The organism is Paenibacillus sp. FSL H3-0333 (assembly GCF_038002805.1).
GTDB lineage: Bacteria > Bacillota > Bacilli > Paenibacillales > Paenibacillaceae > Paenibacillus_AQ > Paenibacillus_AQ silagei.
Genome location: NZ_JBBODG010000001.1, coordinates 4,763,782 through 4,778,784, shown reverse-complemented (window position 1 = coordinate 4,778,784; position 15,003 = coordinate 4,763,782). Strand labels below are relative to the sequence as shown.

Here is a 15,003-nt window from a genome sequence, read left to right as displayed (position 1 = left end):
TAGGTATAATAAATTTTGTTTGTTTGGAGTGATAACGATGAACATTCACTTTCGCAAATTAGCGAATGCCGACAAGCCTCTGGTCCTCCACGAAGTTGTGGATGTCAGCGGGGTTGTCACAGGGCGCAAGGATATACTTGCTGTTGCACCACTCTCAGTAGACCTTAAAGCGCTGCCCGCGGGAACCGATAGTGTGAACGTGGTGGGAACACTGAACGGAGAAGTGGACATGTTATGTTCACGTTGTCTCGGTGAGGTCAAGAGTAAGCTGAACATTCCTTTCGCTGAGACCTTCAAGTGGCTTAAGCAGCCAATTCTTCCGGAAGATGAAGATGAGGAACTCATTTACATCAAAGATGAGATTGTGGATCTTATCCCGTATGTGGAAGAAAATTTCGTACTGCACTTACCGGATTCGGTATTGTGCAAGGCAGACTGTCTTGGTCTTTGTCAGAAATGCGGACAGAACTTGAACGAAGGCACCTGCAGTTGCGACAACACAGTGATCGATCCAAGACTCGCTGCGTTGAAAGGATTCTTTACCAAGCAAGATGACTAAGAACAAATCCCAAGGAATTGGGTTACAACAAAATCAGGAGGTGTCTAACAATGGCAGTACCACAACGCAGAACGTCCAAGACTCGCCGTGACAAGCGTCGTACTCACTTTAAACTGGTTGTTCCAGGTATGGTGAAATGCGAACAATGCGGAGAGCTGAAGCTTGCTCACCACGTATGTAAAGTTTGCGGAACATACAAAGCAAGAGAAATCATCAAACAATAGTTTGCACATAAGAGTAGCACTTCATCTGCCGGTGGAGTGCTATTTTTATGTGAAAATAAAGCTGGGGCAGAGCTTATATGCCTTGCGCTGCGCGGGTTTTCAGGCGCTTTTCAAGCCAAAGCTTTATTTTTGCGTCGGCATGCTTTATACTACATATTAGTACCTGGTTCTAATTGATAAGGTAGAACAGAGAGAGATGATTACAGCGGCCACTCTTACGGGCCGGAAAGCTGCACATCAGGCCTGTGCCGGGAGGTGAGCCGCTATCGAGCGGATGTCCAAGAAGGAACGTCAGCAGCAGCTGCTGGCTATAATAGAAGGGAACCCGTTTGTAACGGACCGGGAATTGACCCGCCAGCTGAAGGTGAGTATCCAGACGATCCGGCTGGACCGGCTGGAGCTGGGGATTCCCGAGCTGCGTGAGCGGATGAAGCAGATGGCGGAGCATTCCTATGATCAGGTGCGTTCCCTGCCAGCTGATGAAGTGGTCGGTGATATTGTGGATCTGCAGCTGGACAAGAGCGGAATTTCGATCTTCGAGATCCGCGATGAGCATGTGTTCTCCCGCAATGGGATTGCCCGTGGCCACTACGTCTTCGGCCAGGCGAATTCGCTGGCAGTAGCCATAATTAATGATGAGATTGCCTTAACGGCTTCGGCCGACATCCGGTTTGTGCGCATGGTCCGGCTGGGAGAGAAATGCATTGCCAAGGCGCAGGTGCGCTCACTTGCGGGCCGGAACGGCAAGGCTGAAGTGGATGTATTTACATATGTCGGAGAAGAACTGGTATTTCAAGGCCATTTTATAGTGTATCGTTCAGCAACTGAAGAGTACAGCGAAGGGGGAAACCGGAGTGCGGATCGCCATTGATGCCATGGGCGGGGATAATGCTCCTGAATGTAATGTGGAAGGCGCGCTGGCAGCGGCTGCGGAGTGGAATGACATAGAGATCATACTGGTCGGTGATGAAGCGCGGCTTGAGCCGCTGCTGAAGACTAAGCCTTCTAACGTTACCGTACGTCATGCCGGGGATGTGATAGGTTCGGATGAAGAGCCTGTGAAGGCAGTCCGCCGCAAAAAGGACTCATCCATGGTCGTAGCCGGACGGATGGTCCGCGAGGGTGAGGCCGATGCCATGATCTCCTCTGGGAATACCGGAGCCTTGATGACCACAGGACTTCTGGTAGTCGGAAGAATGGAAGGGATCGAACGGCCTGCGCTGGCTCCGATGATTCCTACGCTGGATGATGTCGGTGTGCTGGCCCTGGATCTTGGCGCCAATATGGATGCCAAGCCGCAGCATCTGGCACAGTATGCCCAGATCGGGAGCATATACCGCAACAAAGTGCACGGCATTGCGAAGCCCCGGGTAGGCCTGCTGAACGTCGGGACTGAGCCGGGCAAGGGCAATGAATTGACCAAGGAAGCCTATCCGCTCCTGGAGGCGCTGCAGGGCATTCATTTTGTCGGCAATGTAGAAGCGCGGGATGTGCTCACCGGAAGCTGCGATGTGCTGGTCTGTGACGGCTTCGCCGGTAATATACTTCTGAAGACGCTGGAAGGAACAGCCGGCGCAATGTTCTCTCTGCTGAAGGAGCAGTTCAGCAAATCGCTTAAGACGAAGCTGGGGGCGGCGATCCTGATGCCGGAGCTTAGAAGCCTGAAGGGCAAGATGGATTATAAGGAACACGGCGGAGCGCCTCTGCTCGGTCTTAGCGGCCTGGTAGTGAAGGGGCATGGTTCGTCCGACGGCAATGCGGTGAAGAATGCGGTAAGACAGGCTCGGATTGCGCTGAAGGCGGATCTGGTGCCTAGTATATCGAAGGAAATTAGCGGGAAGTGAGTGAAGACATGAGACAATTACGTCCGGTAGGAATTATTGGGACTGGCAAATATGTGCCTGAGAGAATATTAACCAACAGCGATCTGGAGAAGATCGTCGAAACGAATGATGAATGGATTGTCAGCCGCACGGGAATCCGGGAACGGCATATTGCGGCCCCGGAGCAGGCTACCTCTGATCTGGCCTATGAAGCGGCCCTGAAGGCACTGGAATCCGCAGGCATGAAGGCTGAGGAGCTGGATCTGATCATTGTCGCTACAGTAACACCTGATAGTGCTTTCCCGTCCACAGCCTGCATTCTGCAGGACAAGCTGGGAGCCAAGAACGCAGCCGCTTTCGATCTGTCGGCAGCCTGCTCCGGGTTCGTCTACAGTCTGGCTACGGCAACCGGCTTTATCCAGAATGGAATGTATAACAATGCGCTGGTAATCGGTGCAGATACGCTGTCGCGCATTACAGATTATACAGACCGCAATACCTGCGTGCTGTTCGGTGACGGTGCCGGTGCGGTAATCGTCGGCGAGGTTCCGGAAGGACGCGGCTTCCAGTCCTTCGATCTTGGAGCGGAAGGCTCTGGCGGCAGCCTGCTTAATCTGGAAGCGGGCGGCTCACGTCTCCCGGCTTCCCAGCAGACCGTAGAAGACAAGAAGCACTTCATCTATATGAATGGCCGCGAGGTCTTCAAGTTCGCAGTACGCGTCATGGGATCGGCCACGGAGCGTGTGCTTACCAAGGCGGGATTGTCTAAGGAGAATATCGACTTGTTCGTGCCGCATCAGGCCAACATCCGGATTATTCAATCCGCTATGCAGCGTCTGGATCTGCCGCCGGAGAAGGTTGTAGTCAACGTTGATAAATACGCGAATACCTCCGCTGCCTCCATTCCGCTGGCTCTTGTAGAAGCAGCCGAGGAAGGCCGGATGAAGGCAGGCGATGCAGTGCTTATGGTTGGCTTCGGCGGCGGACTTACCTGGGGCGCTTCTGTGCTGATCTGGTAAGAATCGGGGCATTAATAATAGTGACGCAGCAGCCCAATCCGGGGAATATCCGGGCTCGCTGCAGTTAAAGGGAAGGAGCTGTATACCTCATGAGCAAAATCGCATTTGTCTTTCCCGGTCAGGGTGCACAGGCAATCGGTATGGGTAAGGATGTATATGAAGCATTGCCTCAGAGCCGTGCAGTCTTTGAAAAGGGTGACGAGGTGCTTGGATTTTCGCTGAGCGGGCTTGTATTTGAAGGGCCGGACAGCGAGCTTAAGCAGACGGTGAACACTCAGCCGGCACTGGTTACAGCCAGTGTGGCTTATCTTGAAGCGCTAAGCGGCCTCCAGGTTACGCCGGATTATGTGGCAGGCCACAGTCTTGGCGAATATAGCGCTCTAGTGGCAGCCGGCGTGCTGTCCTATGAAGATGCTGTAAGGCTGGTCCGCCTGCGCGGACAATTCATGGAAGAAGCAGTTCCCGGAGGACAGGGGGCTATGGCAGCGGTGCTTGGAGCAGACCGTGAGGCGCTTACGGAATTATGCCGCAGTATTACAGCGGCGGGTACTCCCGTTGAACTGGCGAATGTCAATTGTCCGGGACAGATTGTGGTGTCCGGTTCCGTAGCCGGTGTAGATGAGGTGGTCCAGCGTGTGAAGGAAGCCGGGGGCAAACGGGCGATTCCGCTGGAGGTTAGCGGGCCGTTCCACTCCTCATTAATGAAGGGTGCGGCTGAGCGGCTGGCTGCTGAGCTCGAGAAGGTAACCTTCAATGCTCCTGCTATGCCGGTAGTGGTCAATGTCACCGCTGCTCCGGTGACAGACCCTGAAGAAATCCGCAAGCTGCTGGTAGAACAGGTATATTCTCCGGTACTCTGGCAGGATAGCGTGGAATGGCTCATTGGCGCAGGTGTAGATACTTTTGTAGAGATTGGCTCCGGCAGTGTGCTGGCTGGCCTGATCCGCAAGATTGACAGGAAGGTCAAGGTTGTGAATATCAACAGTCTGGAGAGCGTGCAGGCTGGCTGGTAAGCAGCTTGGCCTAACCGCAGCCGCATGATTATCGAAGGGGGACAACATAGCATGTTTGCAGCACTAAAAGGTCAGACCGCCCTTGTAACCGGAGGGTCCCGGGGGATCGGCCGCAGCATTGCCTTGGCACTCGCTGCTCATGGCGTGAAGGTCGCGGTGAACTATTCCGGCAGCCTTCAGGCGGCTGAAGAGACCGTGGCCCGGATTCACGAGCTGGGCTCGGAAGGAATCGCTCTGCAGGGGAATGTCGGCCGCAGCAGTGACGCTGAGAACCTGGTCAAAGAGGTTATCCAGACCTGGGGGAAAATCGATATCCTGGTGAACAATGCGGGCATTACCCGGGACAATCTGATCATGCGTATGAAAGAGGAAGAATTCGATCAGGTCATCGAGACGAATCTGAAGGGCGTCTTCAACTGCCTGAAGGCAGTAACCCGCCCGATGATGAAGCAGCGTTATGGCCGGATCATCAATATTTCCTCGGTTGTGGGCGTGACGGGGAATCCCGGACAGGTGAACTATACCGCTGCCAAGGCAGGGGTAATCGGCATGACGAAGTCTGCGGCCCGCGAGCTGTCTTCACGTGGAATCACAGTGAACTGCATCGCACCAGGCTTCATTGATACCGACATGACCCGCGAGTTGTCCGATGAGGTTCGCAGCGAGCTGATCAAGGGGATTCCTTTGGGAGAGCTTGGGCGGGCGGAGGACATTGCGAATGCGGCGGTATTCCTGGCTTCGGAAGGGGCAGCTTACATGACAGGCCAGACGCTTCATGTGGATGGCGGAATGTACATGTAAGGCTTCGCAGGGCGTTAGATCGTTACGGGTGAAGATGGACAGAGGCAGCCAGGGCAGCGTTTTTTATGCTCTATGGTATTTTGACTTCATATCTCGTATAATACCAAAAGAGGAGGTGAACCGGATGTCCGATGTATTGGAGCGTGTAACACGCATTGTCATCGACCGCTTAGGTGCCGATGAAGCAGAGGTAACATTAGAAGCGTCTTTCAAAGATGATTTAGGTGCTGATTCTCTTGATGTTGTAGAATTGGTAATGGAATTGGAAGATGAATTCGACATGGAAATCTCTGATGAAGATGCAGAGAGAATTACGACCGTGGGTGAAGTTGTGAAGTACATACAATCTCATACCTAGAGTCATATGATTGAGGGTCCCGTTCCTGCCAGGGCGGGACTTCTCCTCATTTTACAGTGATAATAACAGAACCGCAGATTAACTAATCCTGCGGCGACTGCAGTTTATATAGACATCTGGTATGTTTGCGTTTACACATTGTAGAGGTACACAGCCTATAGACGGGGTGATTATGTTTGAATCATAGAGTAGTTGTAACTGGTATGGGTGTAATGACTTCGCTGGGTAAGGATCTTGAGACGTTCTGGGATAGCCTCATGAGCGGCAAGTCCGGAGTATCCCTGGTTGAAGCTTTTGATGTCAGTGAATATCCAACAAGAATTGCTTCCTCGGTCAAGGATTTCGATGCGGAAGCACGCTTCGGCCGCAAGGAAGCCCGCAAGATGGACCGGTTCGTACAATTCGCAGTTGCTGCCGGTGAAGATGCGCTGAAGGACAGCGGACTTACGATCGGTGAAGATATCGATGCAGAGCGGATCGGGGTATCTGTCGGCTCTGGAATCGGCGGCCTCGGCACATGGGAAGATAACCACAACCTGCTGCTCGAAAAAGGCCCGAAGCGGGTCAGCCCGTTCTTCATTCCGATGATGATTGCCAACATGGGCTCCGGCCAGCTGTCGATCAACCTCGGGGCCAAGGGACCGAATACAACGACAGTGACCGCTTGTGCAACAGGAAGCCACTCCATCGGAGAATCCTTCCGTCTGATCCAGCGCGGTGATGCGGATGCGATGATCTGCGGCGGTGCGGAAGCAACCATTCGTCCTACAGGAATGGCAGGCTTTTGTGCAATGAGAGCCATGTCTACCCGCAATGACGAGCCGGAGAAGGCCAGCCGCCCGTTTGATGTGGACCGTGACGGCTTTGTTATGGGCGAGGGTGCGGGAATCCTGATTCTCGAATCCCTGGAACACGCCGAGAAGCGCGGAGCCAAGATCTATGCCGAAGTCATCGGATACGGTCTCAGCGCCGATGCTCACCACATGACGGAGCCTGATCCTGACGGTGCAGCGCGCTGCATGAAGATGGCGATCCGTGATGCCGGTATTCATCCTGAGGATATCGACTACATCAATGCGCATGGTACATCTACACCGGTAGGCGATAAATCCGAGACAGCCGCTGTGAAGAAGGCGCTCGGAGAGCATGCGTACAAGGTTGCGATCAGCTCAACCAAATCGATGACAGGCCACTTGCTTGGCGCTGCCGGCGGGGTGGAAGCGATTATCTGCGGGCTGTCCCTGCAGAAGGGTATGATCGCGCCTACCATCAATTTGGACAACCCTGACCCGGATTGCGATTTGGACTATGTTCCGAATGTGCCACGTCAGGCGGAGCTGAATATCGCGATGTCGAATTCCTTCGGATTCGGGGGACATAACGCGACCGTTATTCTCAAAAAATATAATAGGTAAGGGGAGACAGTGCAGTGAAAGGAGACCTGAAGCAGTTACAGAGCCAACTTCAAATCCAATTTCACGATCCTGTACTTCTGAAGCAGGCTTTCACCCATGCATCGTATGTGAACGAACACCGGTTCAATCAGCATCAGGACAACGAGCGCCTGGAGTTCCTGGGTGATGCGGTGCTTGAACTGACGGTGTCCGAATATCTGTATAATCTGCTCCCGGACAGACCCGAGGGAGAATTGACCAAGCTGCGTGCTGCGATTGTCTGTGAGCCGTCGCTGGTCCGGTTCGCCGAGACCTTGGGCTTCGGGCGGTATGTACTGCTGGGAAAAGGGGAAGAGCTTACGGGCGGGCGTACCCGCCCGGCTCTGCTGGCTGATGTGTTCGAAGCCTTCGTGGGAGCGCTCTATCTCGATCAGGGACTGGAGACGGCCCGGAGATTCCTGGATAATCACGTATTTCCGCTGGTGGAAACCGACGGTAAGCTGCAAATGCAGATGAGCGACTTCAAGACAGAGCTTCAGGAACTGATACAGCATCATGGGATGGGTACGCTGGAATATCGGATTATTGAAGAACGCGGACCGGCGCATGAGCGTGAGTTCGTCTCAGAAGTATATATGGCCAGCCGTTCACTCGGCAGCGGTAGCGGCCGCTCCAAGAAGGAAGCGGAGCAGCAGGCAGCGGCAGCGGCGTTATTGCTTCTGAAGGAAGATGGTGCCTGAAGGCACATATGAACATCTGAAATGCGGAGTAGAGCAGCAATGGTCTGAATGCCGGCGGTTCGGCGGAAGTCAGACTTTTGCTGCTCTTTTTCGAAAGATCAGAAATGATATGTTTTGGGGTAAATATCGAAGCAGGTGCACCACTTTATGGGGTTGTTTTGGCAAGGAAACACTATGGTATAATGGGTCAGAGGTGAGTAGCGAGTTATGTTTCTGAAACGGATTGAATTAGCAGGCTTCAAATCATTTGCCGACAAAACAGAGATGGAATTTGTGCGCGGAATAACGGCTGTAGTCGGCCCGAACGGCAGCGGAAAAAGTAACATATCCGACGGCATCCGCTGGGTGCTTGGGGAGCAGAGTGCCAAATCCCTGCGCGGCGGCAAGATGGAGGATATTATATTTGCCGGAAGTGATGCCCGCAAGGCGGTCAACTATGGTGAGGTCTCGCTGACGCTGGATAATGAGGATCATGTGCTGCCGCTGGATTTCAGCGAGGTGACCGTGACCCGGCGTGTCCACCGCAGCGGCGACAGTGAATATCTGATCAATAAGCAGGCCTGCAGGCTGAAGGATATTACGGAGCTGTTCATGGATACCGGTATCGGCCGTGAAGCTTATTCGATTATCGGACAAGGCCGGATTGAAGAGATTCTCAGTACCCGTTCGGAAGACCGGAGGGGGATTTTTGAAGAGGCTTCAGGTATTGTTAAATATAAGTCACGCAAAAAGGATGCCGGCCGCAAGCTCGATGAGACCGAGCAGAATTTGCTGCGGATTCATGACCTGATCAGCGAGCTGGAGGATCAGGTGGGACCGCTGAAGGACCAGTCCGAGAAGGCGATAAGATACAAGGAGCTGCGCGAGCAGCTAAAGCATCTGGAGATTTCGGTATATGTGCATCAGATCGAAGGGATACATACATCCTGGCAGGAGGGCAACGCCCGCCTGGAGGTGCTTAAGACGGAGCAGCTGGAGCTGTCCACTATAGTCTCTGCCCATGATGCCAAGCTGGAGAGCGGCCGGGCGGAGCTGCGTAATCTGGAGCAGGAAGTGGAGAAGCTGCAGGAACAGCTGCTGCGCAGCAGCGAAGCCAACGAGAAGAGCGAAGGCTACGGAGAGCTGCTGAAGGAGCGCCGCAGGAATCTGGAGCAGAACCGGGAACAGCTCATGCAGACTCTGGGTTCTGTAGGCGAACGCTCTGAAGGGCGGCAGCGTGAGCTGGCCGAGCTGGAGCATAAGCTGAGGCAGACCCGGCAGACGCTTGCGGAGCTGCGGGCACAGCTGGCGGATGAGGAATCGAAGCTGCAGGGTGTGGCCGGCGGCATCAGCCAGAGCAAGGAAGAGAAGCTGAAGAGTGCTCTGCTTGAGCTGATGAACCTGATGGCTCAGGCGCGCAACGAGATCCGCTATGCGGATCAGCAGAAGGAGAGTCTGGAGCGGCGGATGAGCCGCAGCCAGGAGGAGAGTGGCAAGTGGACAGCGCGGCTGGAGGAGCTGGTCTCTGCACAGAGCGGGCTGAAGGATAAGATTGCCGCGCTAGGCAAGGAAATCGGGCTGCTGCGCGGCGCATATATTACGGAGAGCGAGCAGACCGGCAAACGGCAGAAGCTGCTCGAAGAGACGCAGAGCGGCCTGCGTAAATGGGAGCAGAAGCGCGAAGCCCAGGTGTCCCGGCATGAGACGATGAAGGAAATGCAGGATGATTTTGACGGCTTCATGCTTGGGGTCAAAGAGGTGCTGAAGGGCGCGCGCAAAGGACAGCTAAGCGGTGTACACGGGGCAGTTGCCGAATTGATCTCCGTTCCCGAGAAGCTGGAAATGGCGATTGAGACCGCCATGGGCGCTTCCTTGCAGCATGTGGTTATGGAGAATGAAGCGGTGTCCCGGCAGGCGATTGCTTTCCTGAAGCAGCGTCAGCTCGGACGGGCGACCTTCCTCCCGCTGGATGTGATCCGGCCGCGGCAGATTACCGGCAGTGACCGCAGCATGGTTCAAGGTGCTGAAGGGTTTGTCGGTATCGCCTCGGAGCTGGTAGGCTATGAAGACAAGTATGGAAGCATTATCGGAAGCCTGCTTGGCAATGTCGTAATCGCTGAGAGTCTGGAGCAGGCGAACCGCATTGCGGCCAAATGCCAATACCGCTACAGAGTGGTTACGCTGGAAGGCGATGTGGTCAATGCAGGCGGCTCGATGACCGGCGGCAGCCAGCATAAGAAGAACAACAGCCTGCTTAGCCGCAAGCGTCAGCTTGACCAGCTCTCCGGCGAGATTGAAGAGAGTGAGCAGCAGATTGCCAAGCTGAAGCAGGGGATCAGCCGCTTGCGCGCTGAACAGGACAAGGGCTCCCAGAAGCTGGAGCAGCTGCGGCATGACGGTGATGAGAAGCGGCTGGAGGAACAGCGCGTATCCGGCGATCTGAAGCAGCTGGAGCAGGAGCTGCGGCATGTGCAGGAGCAGGTCGAGGGCGCAGGCGCGGAGCGCAGCGGCTTCGAGCAGGAGGTACGCGGGCTGGACGAGGCCCGCAAGCAGGCTGAAGCTGAGCTGTCCCGGCTGGAGAAGGAAGAGCAGGAGGCGCACGCAGCCATCCGCAGTGCCGAGTCGGACCGCAAGGCGAATGAATCGGCCAAGGAAGAGCTGCAGGGCAAGCTGACCGGGATGAAGGTCACGGAGGGTAAGCTGGATCAGGAGATCTTCTCGCTGGAGGAGCAGCTGCGCCGGATGAGGCAGGATGCCGGCTCCCAGGAGAAGGAGCTGCGCCAGAGCCGCAGCCTGCTTATGACCATCGAGCAGGATCTGGAAGAGAATGCACGGGAGACCGTGAAGCAGAAGGAAGAGGTCAACAGTCTGAGGCTGAGCAAGGAAGATACGTCTGCGAGGCTTGACCTGGCCCGTGCCGACCGCGCGGCGATCTCGCGCAAGCTGGAGCTGGCCGAAGGCGAGACCAAAGACCAGCGTCAGGCGCTCCGGGCAGTCGAGGACAAGCTCCGTTCCACGGAGGTTGCCGTTGGGCGGCTCGATGTGGAGCTGGACAATATTCTCCGCAAGCTGAGCGATGACTACGAGCTGAGCTACGAGCTGGCGAAGCAGCGTTATCCGGTGCCGGAGGATGTGCCTGCGGCACTGCTGGAGGTGCAGCGTCTGAAGCGCAGCATCTCCGGTCTGGGCGAGGTCAACCTTGGTGCGATTGAAGAGTATCAGCGGGTGCATGAGCGGTATACTTTTCTCAGCGGGCAAAAGGATGATCTGGTGGAAGCCAAAACAACGCTGTATCATGTCATCCATGAGATGGAAGAGGAGATGTCTAAGCGCTTCAAGCAGACCTTCGATGCCATCCGCCGCGAGTTCGGTACGGTGTTCACGAAGCTGTTCGGCGGCGGCCGGGCAGATCTGCAGCTGCTGGACCCTGAGCATATGCTCGATACAGGGATTGATATCGTTGCCCAGCCGCCGGGCAAGAAGCTGCAGAATCTCCAGCTTCTCTCCGGCGGAGAACGCGCCTTAACCGCGATGGCTCTGCTGTTCGCCATTCTGCAGGTGAAGCCGGTGCCGTTCTGCGTGCTGGATGAAGTGGAAGCGGCGCTGGATGAAGCCAATGTGGTGCGCTTCGCCCAGTACCTGCGCGAGTTCTCGGAGCAGACGCAGTTCATCGTAGTGACCCACCGCAAGGGAACGATGGAGGAAGCCGATGTGCTCTATGGCGTGACGATGGAGGAGGGCGGCGTATCCAAGCTCGTATCCGTGCGGCTGGAGGATGAAGAGGCAGAGATAGCTTAACTAGACGCAGGATTCATGAAGTGATCCCTATAACCCTTTAGGAGGAAGCATACGCATATGAGTTTTTTCAAAAAACTGAAAGACAGCATCTCCGGTAAAACGGAAAGCGTAACGAAACAGTTCCGCGACGGTCTGGAGAAAACACGCAAGGGCTTCGTTGAGAAGGTCTCGGATCTGATTATCCGCCGCAAAAAGATAGATGAAGAATTCTATGAGGAGCTGGAAGAGATTCTGATCGGCGCAGATGTCGGCGTGAATACGGTCATGAATCTGGTAGAGGAGCTGCGTGCAGAAGTGAAGCAGAAGCGGATTGAGGACGCGGCAGAGCTTCAGCCGATTCTCTCCCGCAAGCTGATGGAGCTGCTGCGCGGAGATGATGACAATAGTCTGAACGAGAATCCGGATGGCATTACCGTGATCCTGTTCGTCGGCGTGAACGGAGTCGGGAAGACGACGACCATCGGCAAGCTGGCGCACCGCTACAAGCAGGAAGGCAAGAAGGTTCTGCTGGCGGCAGGCGATACCTTCCGTGCCGGAGCCATTGAGCAGCTTGAGGTGTGGGGCAAGCGTGCCGGAGTGGATGTGATCAAGCAGCAGTCGGGCTCGGACCCGGCAGCGGTGATGTTCGATGCGGTTCAGGCTGCCAAGCAGCGCAGTGTGGATGTGCTGATCTGCGATACGGCAGGCCGGCTGCAGAACAAGAGCAATCTGATGGAAGAGCTGAACAAGATCTTCCGTGTCATTCAGCGCGAGATTCCAAGCGCCCCGCATGAGGTGCTTATGGTGCTGGATGCCACCACCGGGCAGAATGCGCTCACCCAGGCCAAGCTGTTCGGCGAGAAGAGCGGCGTGACCGGCCTGGTACTGACGAAGCTGGACGGTACGGCGAAGGGCGGAATCGTGGTCGCGATCCGCCAGGAAATGAACCTGCCGGTGAAGCTGGTTGGTCTGGGCGAAAAAATGGAAGATCTTCAGCCGTTCGATTCCGACCAGTTCGTGCATGCCCTGTTCGCAGGCATGATCTCGGAGGAAGCGGACCCGGAAGAATAACTGCTCAGGCTTGCATTTGAAGCAGTGCAGGCAGAACGAAATAACGGCCATTGCAACCTCCCTTTGGAATGAAATATTCCCGGGGAGGTTTTTTGTTGAACGGATTGGACCCGCTGAGAGGGGAGGGGAAGAGGAAATAGTTGGATTTTCTCCACTTGCTGATGAAAGAAAGGTCTCTGTTAGGGAAGGAGTTGGAAAAACAACACTTAATTGAGCGCATTTCAGCCAATGTGGCTGATACTAAGACTAGCAGTTGTAGTTTTTCCACTTGCTTTCCCCTATCCTTCAGAAATCGAAGAATTAAGATACGTTTGTCCACCTGTTGTTGCGGGGCTGCCGCTTCTTGGCTTCCCGCGCAGAATCCCCCGCCACGGACATATACTCCTCTGCGGAAAGGAGCCCCCACCAGTACATAACCATTCTTCTGCTTACTCCCCTTTTGGCGTTTAAAAGAATACGCCGAAATTATATTAAAAATACATCATATGAAAAATTCATAATAGTACTGCTTGTCAGCACTCCGGCATACAATTGGATGTGGAATGAACGCGGAGCGCCCCGAAAAGCAAGTTTAAGAGAAAGGAAGCGATTCCAAACCGGCAGGATGGTTCAGAAACTCCATTTTGCTGTTATAAATATTGACATGGATAATATCATTTACGTATTATGAAGGTAGTAAATCATATTTTCGTGGTGAATTTTTAAAATTCGAACTTATTTGTTAAGAAACATAACACATTATACTGATCCGAGAGGAGTCGGGCTCATGTCCAAACTAGATCCTTTGCCCGGTCTGTCTCCGTATCCGCTACAGCATTTCTATGATGAGATGTATGCGGATGAACGGAACGTCCGGCCTCATTACAAGCATGTGAACCGCATGTTTTCCGGGATGAGCCCCGAAGAGCTGCAAGGCAAGCAGAAGCTGATGCAGCGTCGGATGATGGAAGAAGGCATTACCTTTACACTGTACAACCCGGCACAGGATCAGCCTATGGAGCGGACGATTCCCTTCGATATGATTCCGCGCATTATCCCCAAGGGGGAATGGGAACGGCTGGAGGCGGGCATCGTGCAGCGGATTACCGCACTGAATCTGTTCATTCATGATATTTACCATGAGCAATACATCGTGAAGGACGGTATAGTGCCGAGGCGGATGATTATATCGAACTGTTATTTCCGGCCGGAAATGACCGGACTCCGTGTACCCGGCGGTGCGTACATCACCACTTCAGGGATCGATCTGATCCGCCATCATGACGGCGAGTATTATGTGCTTGAGGATAATCTGCGTACACCCTCTGGCTTCTCGTATCTGTTCAAAGGCAGATCGCTCATGAATCAGCTGTTTCCTGAGTTGTCGTTTGCCAGCTCCATCCGCGATGTGGATCACAGCCTGAACCGTTTCCTCTCCGTGCTGCGCAGCCTGTCCCCGTCCCGGACCAAAGACCCGGTCATTGCCTTGTTGACACCGGGGGAATACAATTCGGCTTATTATGAGCATGCTTTTCTGGCGCAGCAGATGGGCATTCATCTGGTTGAGGGCCGCGACCTGGTTGCGCAGGACCACAAAATCTACCTGAAGGTGATGAACGGTCTGCGCAAGGTCGATGTGCTGTACCGCCGCCTGGATGATGATTTCATTGATCCGCTTGCTTTTCAGCCCAGCTCGTTGCTGGGGGTTGCAGGTCTGATGAATGCCTACCGGGCGGGAAATATCGCGATTGCCAATGCACCCGGAACCGGGGTAGCTGATGACAAGGCCATGTATGTGTATGTGCCGGATATGATCCGCTATTACCTTAATGAAGAGCCGATTCTGGGCAATGTGCCGACCTATCTGCTGTCACGGCCGCAAGAGCGCCAGTATGTGCTGGACCATCTGTCTGAAATGGTGGTGAAGGAGACGTCTCTCTCCGGGGGCTACGGCATGCTGATCGGGAGTGAGGCGACGAAGGAGGAGCTCATAGACTTCCGGCTCAAAATACTGGCAGAACCCGAGCGTTACATCGCCCAGCCGATTATGTCGCTGTCCCGTGCACCGGTCTTGTCAGAAGGCAGTATGGCTCCGCGGCATATCGATCTGAGGGCATTTGTGCTGATGGGGGCTGACCGTAAGCCGCATGTCATTCCAGGGGGCTTGACCCGGGTAGCGATGCGCGAAGGCTCGCTGGTCGTGAACTCCTCCCAAGGCGGCGGAGTGAAGGATACCTGGGTAATGGCCTAGAGACTATCTACGTTA

Annotated in this window: 14 protein-coding genes; all 14 read left to right on the top strand. The window is 54.6% G+C overall.

Translation table 11 applies throughout. The annotated features are described in order from the left end of the window. Positions 1 to 37 precede the first annotated feature (37 nt). Positions 38 to 559: a YceD family protein gene (locus MHH78_RS21370; RefSeq protein WP_341168737.1), complete on the top strand. Its 522-nt coding sequence runs from the start codon at positions 38 to 40 to the stop codon at positions 557 to 559. A gap of 50 nt (positions 560 to 609) precedes the next feature. After that, entirely contained in the window at positions 610 to 783 is a 174-nt protein-coding gene (rpmF, locus tag MHH78_RS21365; protein WP_019911234.1) for a 50S ribosomal protein L32, read from the top strand. A 274-nt stretch (positions 784 to 1,057) separates the two neighbouring features. Further along, positions 1,058 to 1,654 (top strand): transcription factor FapR, encoded by a 597-nt coding sequence (fapR, locus tag MHH78_RS21360; RefSeq protein WP_036728893.1) that lies wholly within the window; start codon positions 1,058 to 1,060, stop codon positions 1,652 to 1,654. Continuing rightward, positions 1,638 to 2,627, top strand: coding sequence for a phosphate acyltransferase PlsX (gene plsX, locus MHH78_RS21355; protein ID WP_209873543.1), 990 nt, complete (start codon positions 1,638 to 1,640; stop codon positions 2,625 to 2,627). The genes fapR and plsX overlap by 17 nt, the downstream gene beginning before the upstream one ends. An 8-nt stretch (positions 2,628 to 2,635) precedes the next feature. Then, positions 2,636 to 3,625 carry a beta-ketoacyl-ACP synthase III gene (locus MHH78_RS21350; RefSeq protein WP_155991613.1) on the top strand — a complete coding sequence of 330 codons (990 nt, stop codon included), beginning with the start codon at positions 2,636 to 2,638 and terminating at the stop codon, positions 3,623 to 3,625. An 89-nt stretch (positions 3,626 to 3,714) separates the two neighbouring features. Further along, the gene (gene fabD, locus MHH78_RS21345) at positions 3,715 to 4,638 is read left to right on the top strand and encodes an ACP S-malonyltransferase (RefSeq protein WP_076077805.1); all 924 of its coding nucleotides are present in this window, start codon (positions 3,715 to 3,717) and stop codon (positions 4,636 to 4,638) included. 51 nt (positions 4,639 to 4,689) lie between these two features. Then, positions 4,690 to 5,439 (top strand): 3-oxoacyl-[acyl-carrier-protein] reductase, encoded by a 750-nt coding sequence (gene fabG / locus MHH78_RS21340; RefSeq protein ID WP_036728883.1) that lies wholly within the window; start codon positions 4,690 to 4,692, stop codon positions 5,437 to 5,439. 124 nt (positions 5,440 to 5,563) lie between these two features. Beyond that, positions 5,564 to 5,797 (top strand): acyl carrier protein, encoded by a 234-nt coding sequence (gene acpP / locus MHH78_RS21335; protein ID WP_036694165.1) that lies wholly within the window; start codon positions 5,564 to 5,566, stop codon positions 5,795 to 5,797. Between the two features lie 176 nt (positions 5,798 to 5,973). Next, on the top strand, positions 5,974 to 7,212 hold the full coding sequence (fabF, locus tag MHH78_RS21330) for a beta-ketoacyl-ACP synthase II (protein WP_341168736.1): 1,239 nt from the start codon (positions 5,974 to 5,976) through the stop codon (positions 7,210 to 7,212). Positions 7,213 to 7,226: 14 nt separating this feature from the next. Beyond that, positions 7,227 to 7,931 carry a ribonuclease III gene (gene rnc / locus MHH78_RS21325; RefSeq protein ID WP_036728876.1) on the top strand — a complete coding sequence of 235 codons (705 nt, stop codon included), beginning with the start codon at positions 7,227 to 7,229 and terminating at the stop codon, positions 7,929 to 7,931. 207 nt (positions 7,932 to 8,138) lie between these two features. Continuing rightward, positions 8,139 to 11,708: a chromosome segregation protein SMC gene (gene smc / locus MHH78_RS21320; protein WP_341168735.1), complete on the top strand. Its 3,570-nt coding sequence runs from the start codon at positions 8,139 to 8,141 to the stop codon at positions 11,706 to 11,708. 57 nt (positions 11,709 to 11,765) lie between these two features. Further along, positions 11,766 to 12,758: a signal recognition particle-docking protein FtsY gene (gene ftsY / locus MHH78_RS21315; RefSeq protein WP_076077811.1), complete on the top strand. Its 993-nt coding sequence runs from the start codon at positions 11,766 to 11,768 to the stop codon at positions 12,756 to 12,758. Positions 12,759 to 12,774: 16 nt separating this feature from the next. Beyond that, positions 12,775 to 12,972 carry a hypothetical protein gene (locus MHH78_RS21310; RefSeq protein ID WP_340826980.1) on the top strand — a complete coding sequence of 66 codons (198 nt, stop codon included), beginning with the start codon at positions 12,775 to 12,777 and terminating at the stop codon, positions 12,970 to 12,972. A 552-nt stretch (positions 12,973 to 13,524) separates the two neighbouring features. Next, positions 13,525 to 14,988 carry a circularly permuted type 2 ATP-grasp protein gene (locus MHH78_RS21305; RefSeq protein ID WP_076077816.1) on the top strand — a complete coding sequence of 488 codons (1,464 nt, stop codon included), beginning with the start codon at positions 13,525 to 13,527 and terminating at the stop codon, positions 14,986 to 14,988. Positions 14,989 to 15,003: the final 15 nt, after the last annotated feature.

Coding starts and splice junctions, on each gene's coding strand:
- rpmF (WP_019911234.1), top strand. CDS start 610: ATGGCAGTACCACAACGCAGAACGTCCAAGACTCGCCGTGACAAGCGT.
- smc (WP_341168735.1), top strand. CDS start 8,139: ATGTTTCTGAAACGGATTGAATTAGCAGGCTTCAAATCATTTGCCGAC.
- MHH78_RS21350 (WP_155991613.1), top strand. CDS start 2,636: ATGAGACAATTACGTCCGGTAGGAATTATTGGGACTGGCAAATATGTG.
- fapR (WP_036728893.1), top strand. CDS start 1,058: ATGTCCAAGAAGGAACGTCAGCAGCAGCTGCTGGCTATAATAGAAGGG.
- MHH78_RS21305 (WP_076077816.1), top strand. CDS start 13,525: ATGTCCAAACTAGATCCTTTGCCCGGTCTGTCTCCGTATCCGCTACAG.
- fabG (WP_036728883.1), top strand. CDS start 4,690: ATGTTTGCAGCACTAAAAGGTCAGACCGCCCTTGTAACCGGAGGGTCC.
- acpP (WP_036694165.1), top strand. CDS start 5,564: ATGTCCGATGTATTGGAGCGTGTAACACGCATTGTCATCGACCGCTTA.
- MHH78_RS21370 (WP_341168737.1), top strand. CDS start 38: ATGAACATTCACTTTCGCAAATTAGCGAATGCCGACAAGCCTCTGGTC.
- ftsY (WP_076077811.1), top strand. CDS start 11,766: ATGAGTTTTTTCAAAAAACTGAAAGACAGCATCTCCGGTAAAACGGAA.
- fabD (WP_076077805.1), top strand. CDS start 3,715: ATGAGCAAAATCGCATTTGTCTTTCCCGGTCAGGGTGCACAGGCAATC.